This is a genomic window from Streptomyces sp. NBC_00440 (genome assembly GCF_036014215.1).
GTDB lineage: Bacteria > Actinomycetota > Actinomycetes > Streptomycetales > Streptomycetaceae > Streptomyces.
Genome location: NZ_CP107921.1, coordinates 2,948,783 through 2,963,733, shown reverse-complemented (window position 1 = coordinate 2,963,733; position 14,951 = coordinate 2,948,783). Strand labels below are relative to the sequence as shown.

Annotated in this window: 13 protein-coding genes and 1 pseudogene; 12 read left to right on the top strand and 2 right to left on the bottom strand. The window is 70.5% G+C overall.

Translation table 11 applies throughout. The annotated features are described in order from the left end of the window. The first annotated feature begins 53 nt into the window (after positions 1 to 53). From OHB13_RS13270 to OHB13_RS13245, 7 genes and pseudogenes are all read left to right on the top strand, one after another. Positions 54 to 878: a helix-turn-helix domain-containing protein gene (locus tag OHB13_RS13270; RefSeq protein WP_328377227.1), complete on the top strand. Its 825-nt coding sequence runs from the start codon at positions 54 to 56 to the stop codon at positions 876 to 878. Continuing rightward, positions 878 to 1,081, top strand: coding sequence for a DUF397 domain-containing protein (locus OHB13_RS13265; RefSeq protein ID WP_328377226.1), 204 nt, complete (start codon positions 878 to 880; stop codon positions 1,079 to 1,081). Before OHB13_RS13270 ends, OHB13_RS13265 begins: the two co-directional genes overlap by 1 nt. A 331-nt stretch (positions 1,082 to 1,412) precedes the next feature. Continuing rightward, positions 1,413 to 2,309, top strand: a complete 897-nt coding sequence (locus OHB13_RS13260; RefSeq protein ID WP_328377225.1) for a helix-turn-helix domain-containing protein — start codon at positions 1,413 to 1,415, stop codon at positions 2,307 to 2,309. Between the two features lie 56 nt (positions 2,310 to 2,365). Then, the gene (locus tag OHB13_RS13255; RefSeq protein WP_328377224.1) at positions 2,366 to 2,968 is read left to right on the top strand and encodes a Uma2 family endonuclease; all 603 of its coding nucleotides are present in this window, start codon (positions 2,366 to 2,368) and stop codon (positions 2,966 to 2,968) included. Positions 2,969 to 3,036: 68 nt separating this feature from the next. Continuing rightward, positions 3,037 to 3,287: pseudogene (locus OHB13_RS38765) on the top strand (IS982 family transposase); the annotation flags it as partial. A gap of 22 nt (positions 3,288 to 3,309) precedes the next feature. After that, positions 3,310 to 3,804, top strand: coding sequence for a DinB family protein (locus OHB13_RS13250; RefSeq protein WP_405755897.1), 495 nt, complete (start codon positions 3,310 to 3,312; stop codon positions 3,802 to 3,804). Between the two features lie 179 nt (positions 3,805 to 3,983). Further along, positions 3,984 to 5,009, top strand: a complete 1,026-nt coding sequence (locus OHB13_RS13245; protein WP_328377222.1) for a phosphotransferase family protein — start codon at positions 3,984 to 3,986, stop codon at positions 5,007 to 5,009. Positions 5,010 to 5,075: 66 nt separating this feature from the next. Here OHB13_RS13245 and OHB13_RS13240 read toward each other — a convergent pair whose 3' ends face one another. Continuing rightward, positions 5,076 to 6,209: an FAD-dependent oxidoreductase gene (locus OHB13_RS13240; RefSeq protein WP_328377221.1), complete on the bottom strand. Its 1,134-nt coding sequence runs from the start codon at positions 6,207 to 6,209 to the stop codon at positions 5,076 to 5,078. 250 nt (positions 6,210 to 6,459) lie between these two features. Beyond that, positions 6,460 to 7,824, bottom strand: a complete 1,365-nt coding sequence (locus tag OHB13_RS13235) for an MFS transporter (RefSeq protein ID WP_328377220.1) — start codon at positions 7,822 to 7,824, stop codon at positions 6,460 to 6,462. An 84-nt stretch (positions 7,825 to 7,908) separates the two neighbouring features. On the opposite strand from OHB13_RS13235, the gene OHB13_RS13230 reads away from it, so the two are divergent. The 5 genes from OHB13_RS13230 (at position 7,909) to OHB13_RS13210 (ending at position 14,905) form a co-directional block, all read left to right on the top strand. Next, positions 7,909 to 8,901, top strand: a complete 993-nt coding sequence (locus OHB13_RS13230) for a LysR family transcriptional regulator (RefSeq protein WP_328377219.1) — start codon at positions 7,909 to 7,911, stop codon at positions 8,899 to 8,901. Between the two features lie 403 nt (positions 8,902 to 9,304). Beyond that, a complete protein-coding gene (locus OHB13_RS13225; protein ID WP_328377218.1) occupies positions 9,305 to 9,967 on the top strand; it encodes a hypothetical protein in 663 nt (220 codons plus the stop codon). Between the two features lie 159 nt (positions 9,968 to 10,126). Then, entirely contained in the window at positions 10,127 to 12,319 is a 2,193-nt protein-coding gene (locus OHB13_RS13220) for a bifunctional polysaccharide deacetylase/glycosyltransferase family 2 protein (protein WP_328377217.1), read from the top strand. Further along, positions 12,316 to 13,581, top strand: a complete 1,266-nt coding sequence (locus OHB13_RS13215; RefSeq protein ID WP_328377216.1) for an acyltransferase family protein — start codon at positions 12,316 to 12,318, stop codon at positions 13,579 to 13,581. The genes OHB13_RS13220 and OHB13_RS13215 overlap by 4 nt, the downstream gene beginning before the upstream one ends. 166 nt (positions 13,582 to 13,747) lie before the next feature. Beyond that, entirely contained in the window at positions 13,748 to 14,905 is a 1,158-nt protein-coding gene (locus OHB13_RS13210) for a uroporphyrinogen-III synthase (RefSeq protein WP_328377215.1), read from the top strand. Positions 14,906 to 14,951 lie beyond the last annotated feature (46 nt).

The window sequence follows — 14,951 nt, the reverse complement described above, 5'->3', positions numbered from 1 at the left end:
CGGTCACCAGGGGTAGCGGTTTTCGGAGCGCTGGAACGAAAACGGGAGCGACTGTGCCTGCGCCGAAGGAACTCGACCCGTCCGCATCACTCGCCGCGTTGTACGGCACAAAGCTGCGCAAGCTCCGTACGCGTGCCGGTTGGACGCAGCGGGAACTCGGCGACAGGATTCCCATCGCGCACAGCCGGATCGCGCAGTTCGAGCTGGGTAACGAAACCCCGCCGGAGGACGTCAACAGGAAGCTGGACGCGTTGCTGGGCGCGGACGGCGATCTCGTGGACTTGTGGATTCACGCCAGACGAACTCCTTTCCCGGACTGGGTTCAGACGTTTGTGACCTACGAGGCCAAGGCGATCAAGATGCTCAAGTACATGGCGCATGCTGTGCCGGGCCTGCTTCAGACCGAGGCGTACGCGCGTGCCCTGTTGCGTATCAGTCGGCCGCGTGACACTGATGCCCAGATCGAGGGGCTGGTCGCTGCTCGAACGGAACGGCAGGCCATCCTCGGGGGCGGTGCTCCCCCTCTGCTGTGGTGCATTCTGGATGAGTCGGTGATCCGCCGTCCCGTGGGTGGTCGACCGGGCATGCGTAAGCAGTTGGCCCACCTGCTCCACATGGCCAGGACGCCGCACGTGGTGCTTCAGGTGCTTCCCTTCAGCCAGGGAGAACACCCGGTCATGGGTGGGTCATTGACCCTGTTGAGTTTTGACCGCGGCCCGGATGTGGCCTACACCGAGAGTTCGCACTCCGGGGAACTGCTGGAGGCTCCGGAGGAGGTGGCCGAATATGCCTTGGCCTACGATCTGCTGCAGGCCAAGGCGCTGCCCCCGGATGAGTCCCTGGTCGTCATCCGTTCAGTGATGGAGGAGTACAGCTGATGCGCGCTGCACGAATCGACCTGGCCGACGCCCGGTGGCGCAAGAGCACGTACAGCAACGGCCAGGGCGGCGATTGCCTGGAGGTCGCCGATGGCATATCGGGTGTTGTCCCCGTCCGGGACAGCAAGAACCCCACCGGCCGTTCGTTGGTCTTTCCGGGGGCTGCCTGGACCGCGTTCATAGACGGCGTACGTCGGGATTGAGTAGCAGGTTGCGACTAGCCAAGTCCGTTGCTGTAAGCCCGCGTTCACGCAGGTCGGCGCCGGGGCCCGGGATTCCGCGTCCCGGTCGGGCGCGCTCCTCTTTAAAGCAACCGGAGAGAACCAACTACCCAACCCAACCGCCCAACTGCCCCCGTCACACGTACGGGTGATGGCGCAGTCGGTTGTCGGATCGGTGCGGTACGGTCGGCCGCAGCAGTGGCATTTCGTACGCACCACCGCGTACTCACCACCACAACCGAAAACAGACGGCCCCCGACAGGACGGCAATCCTGGCCGAGGGCCTGACCACCCAGGAAGAAAGAGCTTCCCGATGGCTGATCCGCAGTTTAGCGCTGGCATGTCCGCGCTCCCCGAGGGCGTTCCGCGTGCCGGAGTCCTCCACGTACGTCACCGTCACACCGACCGGTTCACGGTGATCGGCAACCACCTCGCCCAGCATCCGCGTCTCTCCGCGACCGCGATGGGTCTTGCCCTGCACATCCTGTCGCTCCCCGATGGCGCCTCCGTCACCGCCAAGGCGCTGACCTTGCGCTTCCCGGAGGGCGAGACGACCATCCGTAGAGCGCTCAACGAGCTTGAGGCTGCTGGTTACTTGGAGCGCCGACGGGTCCCGTTGGGTGGTGGGCGGGTGGCTACTCGTACCTTCGCCTATGACAAGCCGGGGTGCGCATCTGAGCCGGACCCGCACCCGGCTCAGGACCTTGCCCCGTCGGTCGTCGCGCGGGCCGGTCGTCCGCTGCCCCCCACCGGTTCGGTGCGGCGTCCCGTGGCCCCCGTACAGCCCCGGCCGCCGTCGCCCTCCCCGCCGTCACTTCCGCCGCCGCCCGCGACCGGCCCCGCCGCCGATCTTCTGGCCCGGCTTCGGGTTGCCGACCCCAGGCTCCTTCTCTCCGCCCGTGACATCCAGCGCCTCGCCCCGGCCGTTGAGGACTGGTTCGCCCGCGATGCCGCGCCCGCCCAGGTCACGCGCACTCTTACCGCGAACCTGCCACGCGAGCCCGAGCCCATCCGGCACCCGGCCCGATTCCTGGAACACCGCCTCGCCACGCTTCTCCCACCACCGCTTCCGGCCGGCCCCGCGCGGCACACCCTCGCCCCGCTCCACACCTGCGACGGCTGCGAACGCGCACACCGCACCCATGACCCGGCCGAGCTGTGCGCCGACTGCCGTCCGGCAGCCCGTGCGACAACTCGTGCCGCGGCCTGACGGCTGCCCTAAAGCGAGGAATACCGCATGAGCTCCGCATGCAAGGAGGAGACACCTTGGCAGGTCAGGTCCACCCCTCCATCCCCGTTCGCCGGGGGCATCTGCGTGAGGCCGCCGAGAGCATCGAGCAGGCCACAGGCATGCGAGTCGAGATCATCGGGGGGACTCTCGTGATGCCCCCGAGCCCCAGCGGCAAGCGCGCGGGGATCGTCATCGATCTTCGGGACGCGATCAGGCCCGGTCTGGCCGCCGTGAATGAAGCGTTCGAGAATGTGTCTGTTCCGATGAATGTGTCTGTTCCAATGGCCGATGACCCCGACGACTACGCGACGCCGGATCTGACCATCGGCCCGCGCGCGTTCAAGGACGCCGACGAGTGGCTGCTGGACGCGGACGCTGTCGAGCTGGCGGTGGAGGTCGTCTCCCCGAGTGAACGGCTCAAGGGCATCAACGAGAAGACCGCGTGGTACGCCGCCGCAGGTGTCGCGCGGTTGCTGCAGATCGATCCGCGTACGGGGACGTGGTCGCTGTTCACCCGGCCCCGTGCGGACACGTACCAGGGGGTCGTCCATGGTCTGTACGGCGAGCCGGTACCGCTGCCCGCAGAGCTCGGCGGAGATCTCGGTACCGGTGGGCTCTCCCGGTACGGCCCCCGCTAGATGATCGATTCCAATGGTTGGCTGCGCGTGAGACGCGGGAGCCCACAGCCAGGTTTGTGACGCCAGACATGGACTCCCTCGCGACCGCGCTCTACGCCACGGCTGACGACTTGCTGAAGGGGTCGCCGCAGCTCGCCCCGTGGCGGCCGGTGGTCGGCATAGCGTCGCAGCTCAGCGATGCCGAATTGGTGCCGCTGCCGATGATGCAGGCAATGCTCGGCTACACCTTCGAAGCTCGGTGGCGCGGCATGCCCGAGCGTATCTGCGACACCTGTTCCCGTACCTGCCGAAGCAGCCCGGCTACAAGAAGAGGCTGCAGCTACGGTTCCGCCATGACAACTATGAAGCCCCGCACCGATCTTCGGCCCCCCGGCCTGAACGTCGACGAGAAGACCACCCTGCTGACCTTCCTGGACTACCTGCGCGAGTCCGTGCTCGTGAAGGCGGCCGGTGTCCCGGAGCCGGCGGTCCGCACGGCCGGCGTCCCTTCCGGGACCAGCCTGCTCCAACTGCTCAAGCACCTGACGGCCGTTGAGCTCAACTGGTTCGTCTGGGCCTACGCCGGCGCCGACCGCGAGCAATGGGAGGACGAGGGTACGGTGTCCGCCGACGACACCGCATCCGACGTGGCAGACGCCTATCGCGAGGCGGTCGCCCGGGCCAACGAGGTCGCCCTCGCCTGCACCGACTTGGACCGCCCCGGTGCCCGCTCGCTGCGCGAGACTGCGCCGCCGTCGATGCGCTGGGTGCTGGTCCACATGATCGAGGAGACCGCCCGGCACGCCGGTCACGCGGACATCCTGCGCGAGCAGATCGACGGTTCGGTCGGGCGGTGATGCGGGTGCGGTAAATCAGGTGCGATCGCACCGGCCAATCGGTCATCCGAGCCCTGACCGCCTATGACCACCAAACCCCTTGGAATCGATCATCCAGAGACCGGTTCCAAGAACACGCGGGCGAGCCGGGCACGCTGTCAGAGTGGGTCTGTGCGGGCGAAGAGAGGGGTACGCAGGTCGTGGACGTAACACGCAAGGTGGTCACGCGTGATCACCTGGAAGGGGCCGCGCGCGCGGCTCTGGGGGACGGACGCCGCCTCGCCGGCGTGGCACGGCTCCGCGGTGGCAGCAAGAAGGGCGTGTACCGCCTCACCTTCGACGACGACTTCACTGCGATCGTCTATATCTGGGACGACGCCGAGAACTTCTGGCCCACCACGGATCCCGGTGACGCCGACGGCCACACTGCCGACGACCATACGGACCCGTTTTCGCACGCCTCCGGCATCGATCTGTTCCAGGCTGCCAACAGGCGTCTCGACGCCCTCGGGATCCGCACGCCCAGGATTCTTCTGGCGGATCGGAGCAGGAGCCACTATCCGGCGGACATCGCGGTCGTCGAGGACGTTCCAGGTGAGAACCTTGAGGCGCTCCTACGCCGCGAACCGCAGCGTATGGAGGCGACCTTGGCGGCGCTCGCCGAGACGCTCGGCGTGATGCGGCGGCACACAGGGCCGGGGTTCGGCAAGGTCGCCCTGATCGACGGCGGCGGCGTTTCCCGGGGCCGGTCGTGTGAGCAGGGCGTCCTCGACCGCGCGCTCGACGACCTCGCCGAGGCCGCCTCGCGCGACAGCCGGATCGGACGCGTCCGCCGGCGCCTGGAGGAAGAGGTTCGCGGGCTGGCCGCCGCCGTGCGTCCACGCTCGGAGTACGGGCTCATCCATGGCGAACTCGGACCTGACCACGTGCTCGTGGACCGGCTCGGGCAGCCCGTCCTCATCGACATCGAGGGCCTGATGTTCTTCGACGTCGAATGGGAGCACGCGTTCCTGCGCATCCGATTCCGGGAGCACTACCGATGGTTCGACAGCCGGGGTCTCGATGAACAGCGGCTTGCCTTCTACACATTGGCGATGCGACTGTCACTCGTCGCCGGACCTCTGCGGCTCCTGGACGGAGACTTCCCCGACCGCGACGCGATGATGGGTATCGCCGAGCACAATCTTCAGCAGGCGCTTGCCTTCCTGCCCTCGGGTGACTGCTGAACTTTGCTGTCTGGATGCCTTGTTGCCTGCGAGTCGAGTCCGGGGACGTACGACGGCGGAGTCTGCTCAGTGGTCCTGCTGGTGTTCGGGGTCCAGAGCGAGAAGGCTTTCAGCGACGCCGTCGCCGAACATTTCCTCAAGGTGCAGGGACGTCTCCTCGTCGGCCTGGCTCATGCGGGTGAACATGGCCTGCTCGTATTCGGCGAGGCCGGCCTCTACGTCGTCCGGGTTGGCCGCGAGTGCCTTGGCGAGTTCGGCGCCGTCGTACATGGCCCTGTTGGCCCCTTCGCCGTCGGGAGCCAGCAGGTGGGCTGCGTCGCCGACCAGAGTCACTCCGGGCGTCCGGTCCCACTGGTGCCTGTCGGGCAGGGCGTAGTGCGGGCGCAGGACCGGCGGGGTGTCCGTGTCGGTGATCAGTGCGGTGAGCTGGGGCGCCCAGCCGTCGAACTCCGCCGCGACGCGGGTGGCGGCCGCGGCCGGATCGGCGAAGTCGATGCCGTCGAACCACTCCAGCGGCCTGGTCAGCTCCACATAGGCGTGCAGGGTGTCGCCGCGTTCGCGGTGGGCGTGGATCACCTTCCCCGGGGCGGGGGCGAACATCGCGCCACCGCCGACCGCCTCCGCGACGGCCGGGTGCCGCCTGTCGGCGTCGTACAGGTAGGTCTCGACGAACGACGTGCCGGCGTACTCGGGCATCGACTCCGACAGCAGCGGGCGGACCCGCGACCAGGCGCCGTCCGCGCCGACCAGCAGACTCGTGGTGACGGTGCTCCCGTCGGCGAAGGTCACCTCGTGGCGGCCGCCGCCGAGGTTCCCCGCGCCGGTGACCTTGCGGCCCCACCGGACGGTGCCTTCCGGGAGCGCGTCGAGCAGCATCCGCCGCAGGTCCGCGCGCTGGGCTTCCGGTCGGCCGCCCGTGCCGTCGTCGGCCTTCTCGAACAGGACGGCGCCGTCCTGGCCCAGAGCACGTATCGCCTGGCGGCCCTCCAGGACGATGGCGCGGAACTCCTCCATCAGACCGGCCGCTTCGAGGGCGAGCTGCCCGTTGTAGTCGTGGATGTCGAGCATCCCGCCCTGCGCCCGTGCCTCCGGCGAGGCCTCTGCCTCGTAGACCTCGACCGGGATGTCGTGGGTGTGCAGGACGCGGGCCAGCGTGAGGCCGCCAAGTCCGGCGCCGATGATCGTGACGGGGGTGCGCATGGTGGCTCCTTCGGATCGGGCCGCCCGGTGACCTCCGGCCGGCTGTCTCTGGAACAGTGCCGGACCCCACCGACACGCTTCCGACATCCGGCCGACAGCCCTCGATGCCGCCTGACAGATGGCCGACAGGCCTCGACCTCGACAGGCCTCGACCTCGACAGGCCTCGACCTCGACAGGCCTCGACAGGCCCGGCATGTTCCGACAGCGCAGGTCAGTGCCGGTTCCCGGCGCCCGGGTCGCCTTCTTCAGCTACTCGCCCCCGGATTCCGCGGTCCGGGTCCCGCCCCGGTGCGTGGCCGCGCACAGCAGCAGGGCGATGGCTGCCGCCGATGTGGGGACCGTGTAGCCGGTGGTGGGGCTCAGGTGTTCCACTACCCAGCCCGCCGTTGCCGAGCCCGTTGCTATGCCGCCCAGCAGTGCCGTGACGGTCAGGGTCATTCCTTCGTTCAACTGGCCCTGCGGGGTGCTGCGTTGCACCACCGCCATACCGGTGACCATCGTCGGTGCGGTGGCCGCGCCCGCCAGGAGCAGGGCGGCCGACAGGGCGAGCAGCGAGCCGGTCGCCGATGCCGCGATGAGCGGGCCCGTCATCAGTACGGTCATGGCGGCCAGGCAGCCGAGCAGACGCCGCCGTACGTTGCGTGCCGGGCGCGCCGATCCGTACAGCAGGCCCGCGATGCATGAGCCGGCTGCCTGGAGTGCGAGGACCGCGCCCGCCGCCGAACGGTGGCCCTGCGCGTCGGCGAAGGCGATCGTGGTCACCTCCATCGCGCCGAAGACCGCGCCGGTCGCGAGGAAGACCGCGATCAGGGACGGGAATCCGGGGGCGCGGAGCGGTGAGCGCGTCGCGGTCGTACGGGGTGCCGGGGGCGGTTCCGTGGCGCGTTGGGCGGCGAAGATCAGTACGCCGGTGACCAGGAGTACCGCTCCCACCAGGGTGCCCGCCTCCGGGAAGAGCGACGAGCAGAGGAACGCCGCCACCATGGGGCCGAGCATGAAGCAGAGCTCGTCCACCGCCTGTTCGAAGGAGTTGGCGGTGTGCAGGGTGTCCGGGTCGCCGCGGTGCAGATGCGACCAGCGGGCCCGGGACATCCCGCCGGTGTTGGGGGTGGTGGCGGTGGCCGCGTAGGCGGCGAACAGCGTCCAGTCGGGGGCCTCGTACCGTACGCAGAGCAGCAGGGCCAGCGAGCCGAGCGCCGCGAGCAGCGTGGCGGGTACGGCGATCCTGGCCTGGCCGTAACGGTCGACCAGACGCGCCGTCCACGGGCCGACGACCGCTGTGGCGGCGAGACCGGTGGCGGTGACGGACCCGGCGAGCCCGTACGAGCCGCGCGACCCGGCGATCATGATCACGGCGCTGACGCTGAACATCCCCATGGGGAGCCGGGCGAGCAGATTGCCCGCAGTGAAGGCGCGGGCGTCGGGGGTGGCCAGCAGTCGGCGGTACGGGGCGAGGGCTCCGCCGCCCGCGGTACGGGGGGTGGGGGGAGGCTCCGTGGTGGGGCTGGTGCTGGTGGTGCTGGTGGTGCTGGTGGTGCTCGTGGTGCTCTTGGTGGGGTTGGTGGGGTTGGGGTTGGCCGTTCGGGGTTCTGTGCGGGTGTGTTCCGGCTCCATGCGTGTCAGGTTCTCGGGCTCGCCCTGATGTGGTCCAACACCTGTTCGGGGCCGATTGACGCAGTTCCGTTGTAAGTTCGGCGGATGCCTCAGCGCCTCCCGGATATCGACCCCCGTCTGCTGCGTGCCTTTGTCGCCGTCGCGGAGGATCTGCATTTCACCCGCGCTGCCGCCCGTCTCTATGTGGCGCAGCAGGCGCTGAGCCGGGATGTGCGGCGGGTGGAGCGGGAGTTGGGGGCCGAGCTGTTCGTACGGACCACCCGGCAGGTCTCGCTCACGGCTGACGGTGTGCGGCTGCTGCCGTACGCCCGGCGGGTGCTCGCCGCGTACGACGAGCTGGCGGCGGCCTGGACGCATGACGAGCGCCCCCTGCTGGTGGATGTGGGATCCCCGGTCAGCACGGCCTCGCGGTTGCTGGCGCGGGCCCGGGAGATCGCGCCCGATGTCGAGTTCGTGGCGCGGTTCCACAGTGGTCTGACGGGGGGAGCGGCGGAGATCGTGGCGGGCCGCCTCGATGTCTCGGCCGGCCGGATCGCCGGGCTCGCTCCGGAGGTGCTCGATCTGCTCGGCCATCGACCGGTCCGGTTCGAACGGATGGCCGTCCTGCTGCCCGAAGAGCACCGTCTCGCCGGCCTCGACGAGGTTCCGCTGGACGCGCTGGCAGGGGAGACGCTCTATGCCGCGGCGGGAAATCCAGCCACCGCGGAGTGGACCGATCTGGCGGCACGGCTGTTCGCCGGGCGGGGGATCGCGCTGGCGGAGTCCTTCCCGGAGATCGACGGGGAGGAGGAGTTTGCGCGTGTGATTCGCAAACGCCGCTGGTCGGTGCTGGCGAGCACGGTGTTCATCGGGGTCCCCGGCATGGTGCTGCGTCCTCTGGTCGAGCCCGTACCGCTGTCACCGATCTCGCTCGTATGGCGAAAATTCTTGCGACACCCGGGACTCAGTGCACTTCATCAGGCGATCGACGAGGGTGTGGCCTCTCATGGCTGGCTGGACATGCCTGCTGGGGCCTGGCTCCCTGCCGTGGACATGGCGATGTGCGGGCAGATCAGGGGTCGATATGAGCAACTGTGAACAAGCGTCCTGAAGTGGCTTGAAGCTGCGCTAGATTCGCCCACCGGACGAGCAGCGTAGGGGGCGCTCGGGCCTGGGTGGGGACTCGGCCCGGCGGTATCCGTCCGGTCAATGACGCGCAGTGAATCGACCTTGGGGGGATGTGTGGACAGCGGTGGAAAAATGGCGAGAAGGCGCCCGTTTCGGGCGGATGCATGAACCGCATGATGTGACGGTTCAACTCGATGGGCTGGGGCGGGAGTTGCCCGGACCCGGACCCGGACCTGGACCCGGCGCCGGTCCCGGACCCGGCGCCGGTGACCGCAGCTCGGGCTCCGGGCCCGGCGCCGACCTCGTCCCCGTCCCCGTTCCTGGTCCGCCGACCCGCGTCGGTCAGGGGCGTGAGGTGCGCGAGGTGCGCCAGATGCCTGGGACGGGCGGAGTGCCTGAAGCGGGCGAGGTGCGTGCGGTGCCGGACGGTGGGGACGTGCCCTCGGTCACCGACAGTCCCGTCTTCGTGGACGCCAGTGGCCGCCGGGGCCGTAAGTACCGCCGTATCGGCTGGTTTCTCGCCTTCGCCTGCGCCTCCTACGCGGTGCTGCTGGTGTTCGCCGTCGTCGGCGGGGATTCCGCCGCCCCCTGGCTGCTGATCCCCGGGCCCTCCGCCGGGAAGAAGGCGGACACCGTCAGGATCCCGGCCGGATCTGTGGCGTCCCCGGCGCCGGGGCAGGGCGGTCCGGGTGTGACGCCCGCACCCGTACCGGTGGACGTGGCGTCCACCGGGGCGCCAAAACCGGTCACCGTCGTCGCCCACGGGGTACGGGTCACGCCCACGCCCCCCGGTGCCCGAAGCGCCCCGCCCAGCAAGGCCGCCAAGTCAGGAAAGTCGGGTAAGTCAGGCAAGTCCGGCAAACCTGCGCCGCCCGTCCGGGGCCCCGGGGGCGGCTCCACGGGGCCGGCGCCCGTGGTGTCCGGTCCGCCGTCCGGTGGCGGCCACACGTCGTCGCCGTCCGCACCGGCCCCTTCGGGCAGCGCGACCGCGCCGACCGGATCCGAGCAGTCCGCATCCCCAGAGAGCGCACCGTAAGCAATGAGAACAGCCCGAGGACCGAGGGCCGTACAAGCCAAGAGGCCCACCCGGCCGACGAAGCCAGCCCCCGTCTCCGCCCCCGCCTCCGTCTCCACCCCCGCTCCCGCTTCCGTCTCCACCCCCGCCAAGCGGACCGTCCGCCGGCGCAGGCCGCCCATGCGGTACCTCCTGCCGCTGCTCCTGCTCGTCGCGCTCTTCGGCATGCTCGTGATGCGCGGCTACGTCCACAGCGAGATCGTCGCCGACCACCGGGTCCGGCCACCGGCGCCGACCGGCGACGTCCCCGACCACATCCTCAACGGCGGCCCGGTCATCGACGCCCGGGGCAAGGGCGAGCCCACCAGCCTGCGCATCCCCGACCACCGGATCGTCCTGACCTTCGACGACGGGCCCGACCCGGAGTGGACCCCGAAGGTCCTCGACGAGCTGAAGAAGTACCACGCGCACGCCGTCTTCTTCGTCACCGGCACCATGGCCTCCCGCTACCCCGCCCTGGTCAGGCGCATGGTCGACGAGGGCCACGAGGTCGGCGTGCACACCTTCAACCACCCCGACCTCTCGTACCAGTCGAAGAGCCGTATCGACCGGGAGCTCTCACAGACCCAGCTGGCCCTCGCCGGCGCCGCCGGTATCCGGTCCTCGCTCTTCCGGCCGCCCTACTCGTCGTTCGCCGACGCGCTGGACGACAAGAACTGGCCGGTCGTGAAGTACATCGGCAGCCGCGGCTACATCACCGTGCTCGACTCCATCGACAGCGAGGACTGGCAGCGTCCCGGCGTCCCCACCATCCTGCGCAACGCCACCCCCGAGGGCGGCCGGGGCGCGATCGTCCTCATGCACGACTCGGGCGGCAACAGGGCCCAGACCGTCGCCGCGCTCGGCCGCTATCTGCCCGAACTCCAGCGCAAGGGCTACCAGTTCGCCAGCCTCACCGACGCGCTGGGCGCGCCATCCGCGCAGACCCCGGTGAGCGGGGCCGAACTGTGGCGCGGCAAGGCGTTCGTCTTCGCGGTCGGGCTCTCCGACGATGTCTCCGGCGTACTGATCGGCTGCCTCGCCGTCGTGGGTGTGCTGGTGTTCGCCCGCTTCGGACTGATGCTGGTGCTCTCGTTCGTCCACGCCCGCAAGGTCCGCGCACCGGACTTCCGCTGGGGGCCACCGGTCACCGAACCCGTATCGGTGCTGGTCCCCGCGTACAACGAACGTGCCTGCATCGTCAGTACGGTCCGCTCGCTCGCCGAGAGCGACCACCCCGTCGAGGTCGTCGTCATCGACGACGGCTCGTCGGACGGTACGGCGGACCTCGTGGAAGCGCTGCGGCTGCCCGGCGTCCGGGTCGTGCGCCAGCGCAACGCGGGCAAGGCCACAGCCCTCAACAACGGCATCGCGCACGCCCGGCACGACCTCGTCGTGATGATGGACGGCGACACCGTCTTCGAAGCGGCCACCGTGCGCGAACTGGTGCAGCCGTTCGGTGACCCGGCGGTCGGCGCGGTCGCCGGGAACGCCAAGGTCGGCAACAGGGACAGCCTCATCGGCGCCTGGCAGCACATCGAGTACGTGATGGGCTTCAACCTGGACCGCCGGATGTACGACGTCCTGGGCTGTATGCCCACCATCCCCGGAGCCGTCGGCGCCTTCCGCCGCACCGCCCTGGACCGCGTCGGCGGGTTGAGCGAGGACACCCTCGCCGAGGACACCGACATCACCATGGCCCTGCACCGCGACGGCTGGCGCGTGGTCTACGCGGAGAACGCCCGCGCCTGGACCGAGGCCCCCGAGAGCGTCCAGCAGCTCTGGTCGCAGCGCTACCGCTGGTCGTACGGCACCATGCAGGCGATCTGGAAGCACCGCCGCGCCCTGGTCGGGCGCGGGCCTTCCGGGCGGTTCGGCCGGGTCGGCCTGCCGCTGGTCGCGCTCTTCATGGTGCTGGCACCGCTGCTGGCCCCGCTCATCGACGTCTTCCTGCTGTACGGGCTGATCTTCGGCCCGACGGAGAAGACGGTGCTCGCGTGGCTCGCCGTGCTCTCCGTCCAGGCCGTGTGCGCCGCGTACGCGTTCCGGCTCGACCGCGAACGGATGCGCCATCTCGTCTCGCTGCCGCTCCAGCAGATCCTGTACCGGCAGTTGATGTACGTGGTGCTGCTCCAGTCATGGATCACTGCTCTCACCGGCGGCCGGCTGCGGTGGCAGAAGCTGCGCCGTACGGGAGTGGTCGCGGCGAGCACCAGCAGTGACAGCCGCCCGAGTGACAGCCGCTCCAGCGAGAACCACCCAAGTGAGCACCGTCCCAGCGAGAACCACCCCAGCGGGAACCACCCGAGCGAGAACCCGAGGCCTGTCGTATGAGCGCCACCACACCGGCGTCCGTCCCCGCTGCTGCCGGCCCCGGTCCCGTCCCCGCTGCTGCCGGTCCCGTACAGGCCTTTCAGCCGGCCGGTCGGGCCCCTGGATCCGCACCCGGCTCCGGCTCCGGTCCTCACCCCGGCCTTCCCTCCTCGGGCCGCGACCGCTACCTCGATCTGCTCCGGACCACCGCCCTGGTCCGTGTCGTCTTCTACCACCTGTTCGGCTGGGCCTGGCTGTCGATCGTCTTCCCCTCCATGGGCGTCATGTTCGCCCTCGCGGGCTCCCTGATGGCACGCTCACTGAGCCGCCCCGCCCTGGGAGTGATCCGCGGCCGGGTCCGCCGGCTGCTGCCGCCGATGTGGGCGTTCGGCGCGCTGATGGTCGGGATGATGGCGTACGCCGGGTGGCGGCCCTCCGTCACCAAGGTGCTGCTCTACCTCGTGCCGGTCGGAGCCCCGCCCTACCCCGACTCGCTCGGCTCCGCGTCCGGCTGGCTGGACCTGGACTGGCCCGACCAGGCGGTGGGTCCGCTCTGGTATCTGCGGGCCTACCTCTGGTTCGTGCTGCTGTCGCCGCTGCTGCTGAGGGCCTTTCGCAGGCTGCCCTGGCCGACGCTGCTCGCGCCGCTCGCGCTGACCGCGGTCGTCGGCACCGGACTGGTGACCGTGCCCGGTGAACCGGGCCTCGCCCTCACCGACTTCGCTGTCTACGGCTCCTGCTGGATCCTGGGCTTCGCCCACCAGGACGGGCTGCTCAAGAAGGTGCCGCGCTACTTCCTGGTGTCCTGCGCCGTCCCCGTCATGGCGTTCGGCCTCTGGTGGGCGCACGGCCACCTCGGGCCCGACGGCTGGGACCTCAACGACATCCCGCTCGCCCAGGCCACCTGGTCGTTCGGGGCCTGCGCGCTGCTCCTCGCGTACGCGCCGTCCTGGCGCCAACTGCCGCCCCGGCTGGCCCGGTTCGACAAGGTGATCACGCTCACCAACAACCGTGCGGTGACCATCTACCTCTGGCACAACGCGCTCATCATGGCCACCGTGCCGGTCGTCGACCAGCTGTACAACGTGCCGTTCATCGAGGGCCGGTTCGACTCCGCGCTGACCGCTACGTACAACGTGTGGATGTTCCTCGCGGTGTGGCCGCTGATCGGGCTGACCGTGCTGGCCGTCGGCTGGATCGAGGACCTGGCGGCCGGCCGCGGCCCGCGGCTCTGGCCGGACGGCGCGCGGCGCGCACGCGCTCGGGAGCAGCCGGCCGGCTGAACTGCCCCCCTGCCCCCCTGCCCCCCCTGCCCCCCCCTGCCCCCCCTGCCCGCCTGCCTGTCTGGTCTGGCCCCACGCCTCGGGCTGCTGCGTCGCTTGTTCCGACGTGGCCCCGGCGGTATACCGTCGCCGGGCCCGTCACGCGCTCCTGGGAGGCCCACGCACCATGCACGACACCGCACCGCCCGAGCAGGGCCCACTCGCCGGGTTCACCGTCGGCGTCACCGCCGCCCGGCGCGCGGAGGAGTTCATCGCGCTGCTCCAGCGGCGTGGTGCCCTGGTCCTGCACGCGCCCGCCCTGCGCATCGTGCCGCTCGCCGACGACAGTGAACTCCGCTCCGCCACGGACGAGTTGATCGGCGTCGCGCCGGACATCGTGATCGCGACCACCGCGGTCGGCTTCCGTGGCTGGGTCGAGGCCGCTGACGGCTGGGGCCTCGGCGAGGCGCTGGCCGGGCGGCTGCGCGGAGCGGAGATCCTCGCGCGCGGGCCCAAGGTCAAGGGCGCGATCCGGGCAGCCGGACTGCGCGAGGACTGGTCGCCCGCCTCCGAGTCGATGGCCGAAGTGCTCGACCGGCTGCTCGCGCAGGGTGTCGCGGGCCGCCGGATCGCGGTGCAGCTGCACGGCGACCCGCTGACCGGCTTTGTGGAGGCGCTGCGGGGTGCGGGCGCGGAGGTGGTCGGCGTACCGGTGTACCGGTGGATGCCGCCCGAGGACATCGCCCCGCTCGACCGGCTGCTCGACGCGACGCTCGCCGGGGCGGTCGACGCCCTGACCTTCACCAGTGCGCCCGCAGCCACCTCGCTGCTGGCCCGCGCGGAGGCACGCGGGCTGCGGGCCGACCTGCTCGCCGCGCTCGGCCACGACGTGCCGGCGGTCTGCGTCGGTCCGGTCACGGCGCTGCCCCTCCAGGCGCAGGGCATCGACACGCTCCAGCCGGAACGCTTCCGGCTCGGGCCGCTGGTCCAGGTCCTCTGCGAGGAACTTCCCGCCCGGGCGGCCAAGTTGTCCGTCGCGGGCCACCGGATCGAGGTCCGGGGCCAGGCGGTCCTGGTGGACGGTGCGCTGCACCCCGTACCCCCGGAGGGGATGGCGCTGCTGCGCGCGCTCGCGAGCGACCCCGGCTCGGTGGTGTCCCGCGCGGACCTGCTGGCGGCGCTCCCGGGCGCGGACCGCGACGAGCATGCCGTGGAGGCGGCGATGGGCCCGCTGCGGACGGCACTGGGACCGGCGGATCCGATCCGGACCGTGGCCGAGCGCGGCTACCGCCTGGCCATCGACCCGGCGGCGGACATGACGTACGGCGATGGCGACGGCGGCTGAGGGGCGGCAGGGCGTGGTCCGGGGCCACGGGGTGCCCCCCGGGGCC

Bases quoted from the DNA above. Each gene is read 5' to 3' on its own strand.
- OHB13_RS13265 (WP_328377226.1), top strand. From the start codon at position 878: ATGCGCGCTGCACGAATCGACCTGGCCGACGCCCGGTGGCGCAAGAGC.
- OHB13_RS13260 (WP_328377225.1), top strand. From the start codon at position 1,413: ATGGCTGATCCGCAGTTTAGCGCTGGCATGTCCGCGCTCCCCGAGGGC.
- OHB13_RS13250 (WP_405755897.1), top strand. From the start codon at position 3,310: ATGAAGCCCCGCACCGATCTTCGGCCCCCCGGCCTGAACGTCGACGAG.
- OHB13_RS13240 (WP_328377221.1), bottom strand. From the start codon at position 6,209: ATGCGCACCCCCGTCACGATCATCGGCGCCGGACTTGGCGGCCTCACG.
- OHB13_RS13235 (WP_328377220.1), bottom strand. From the start codon at position 7,824: ATGGAGCCGGAACACACCCGCACAGAACCCCGAACGGCCAACCCCAAC.
- OHB13_RS13230 (WP_328377219.1), top strand. From the start codon at position 7,909: ATGCCTCAGCGCCTCCCGGATATCGACCCCCGTCTGCTGCGTGCCTTT.
- OHB13_RS13225 (WP_328377218.1), top strand. From the start codon at position 9,305: ATGCCTGGGACGGGCGGAGTGCCTGAAGCGGGCGAGGTGCGTGCGGTG.
- OHB13_RS13220 (WP_328377217.1), top strand. From the start codon at position 10,127: ATGCGGTACCTCCTGCCGCTGCTCCTGCTCGTCGCGCTCTTCGGCATG.
- OHB13_RS13215 (WP_328377216.1), top strand. From the start codon at position 12,316: ATGAGCGCCACCACACCGGCGTCCGTCCCCGCTGCTGCCGGCCCCGGT.
- OHB13_RS13210 (WP_328377215.1), top strand. From the start codon at position 13,748: ATGCACGACACCGCACCGCCCGAGCAGGGCCCACTCGCCGGGTTCACC.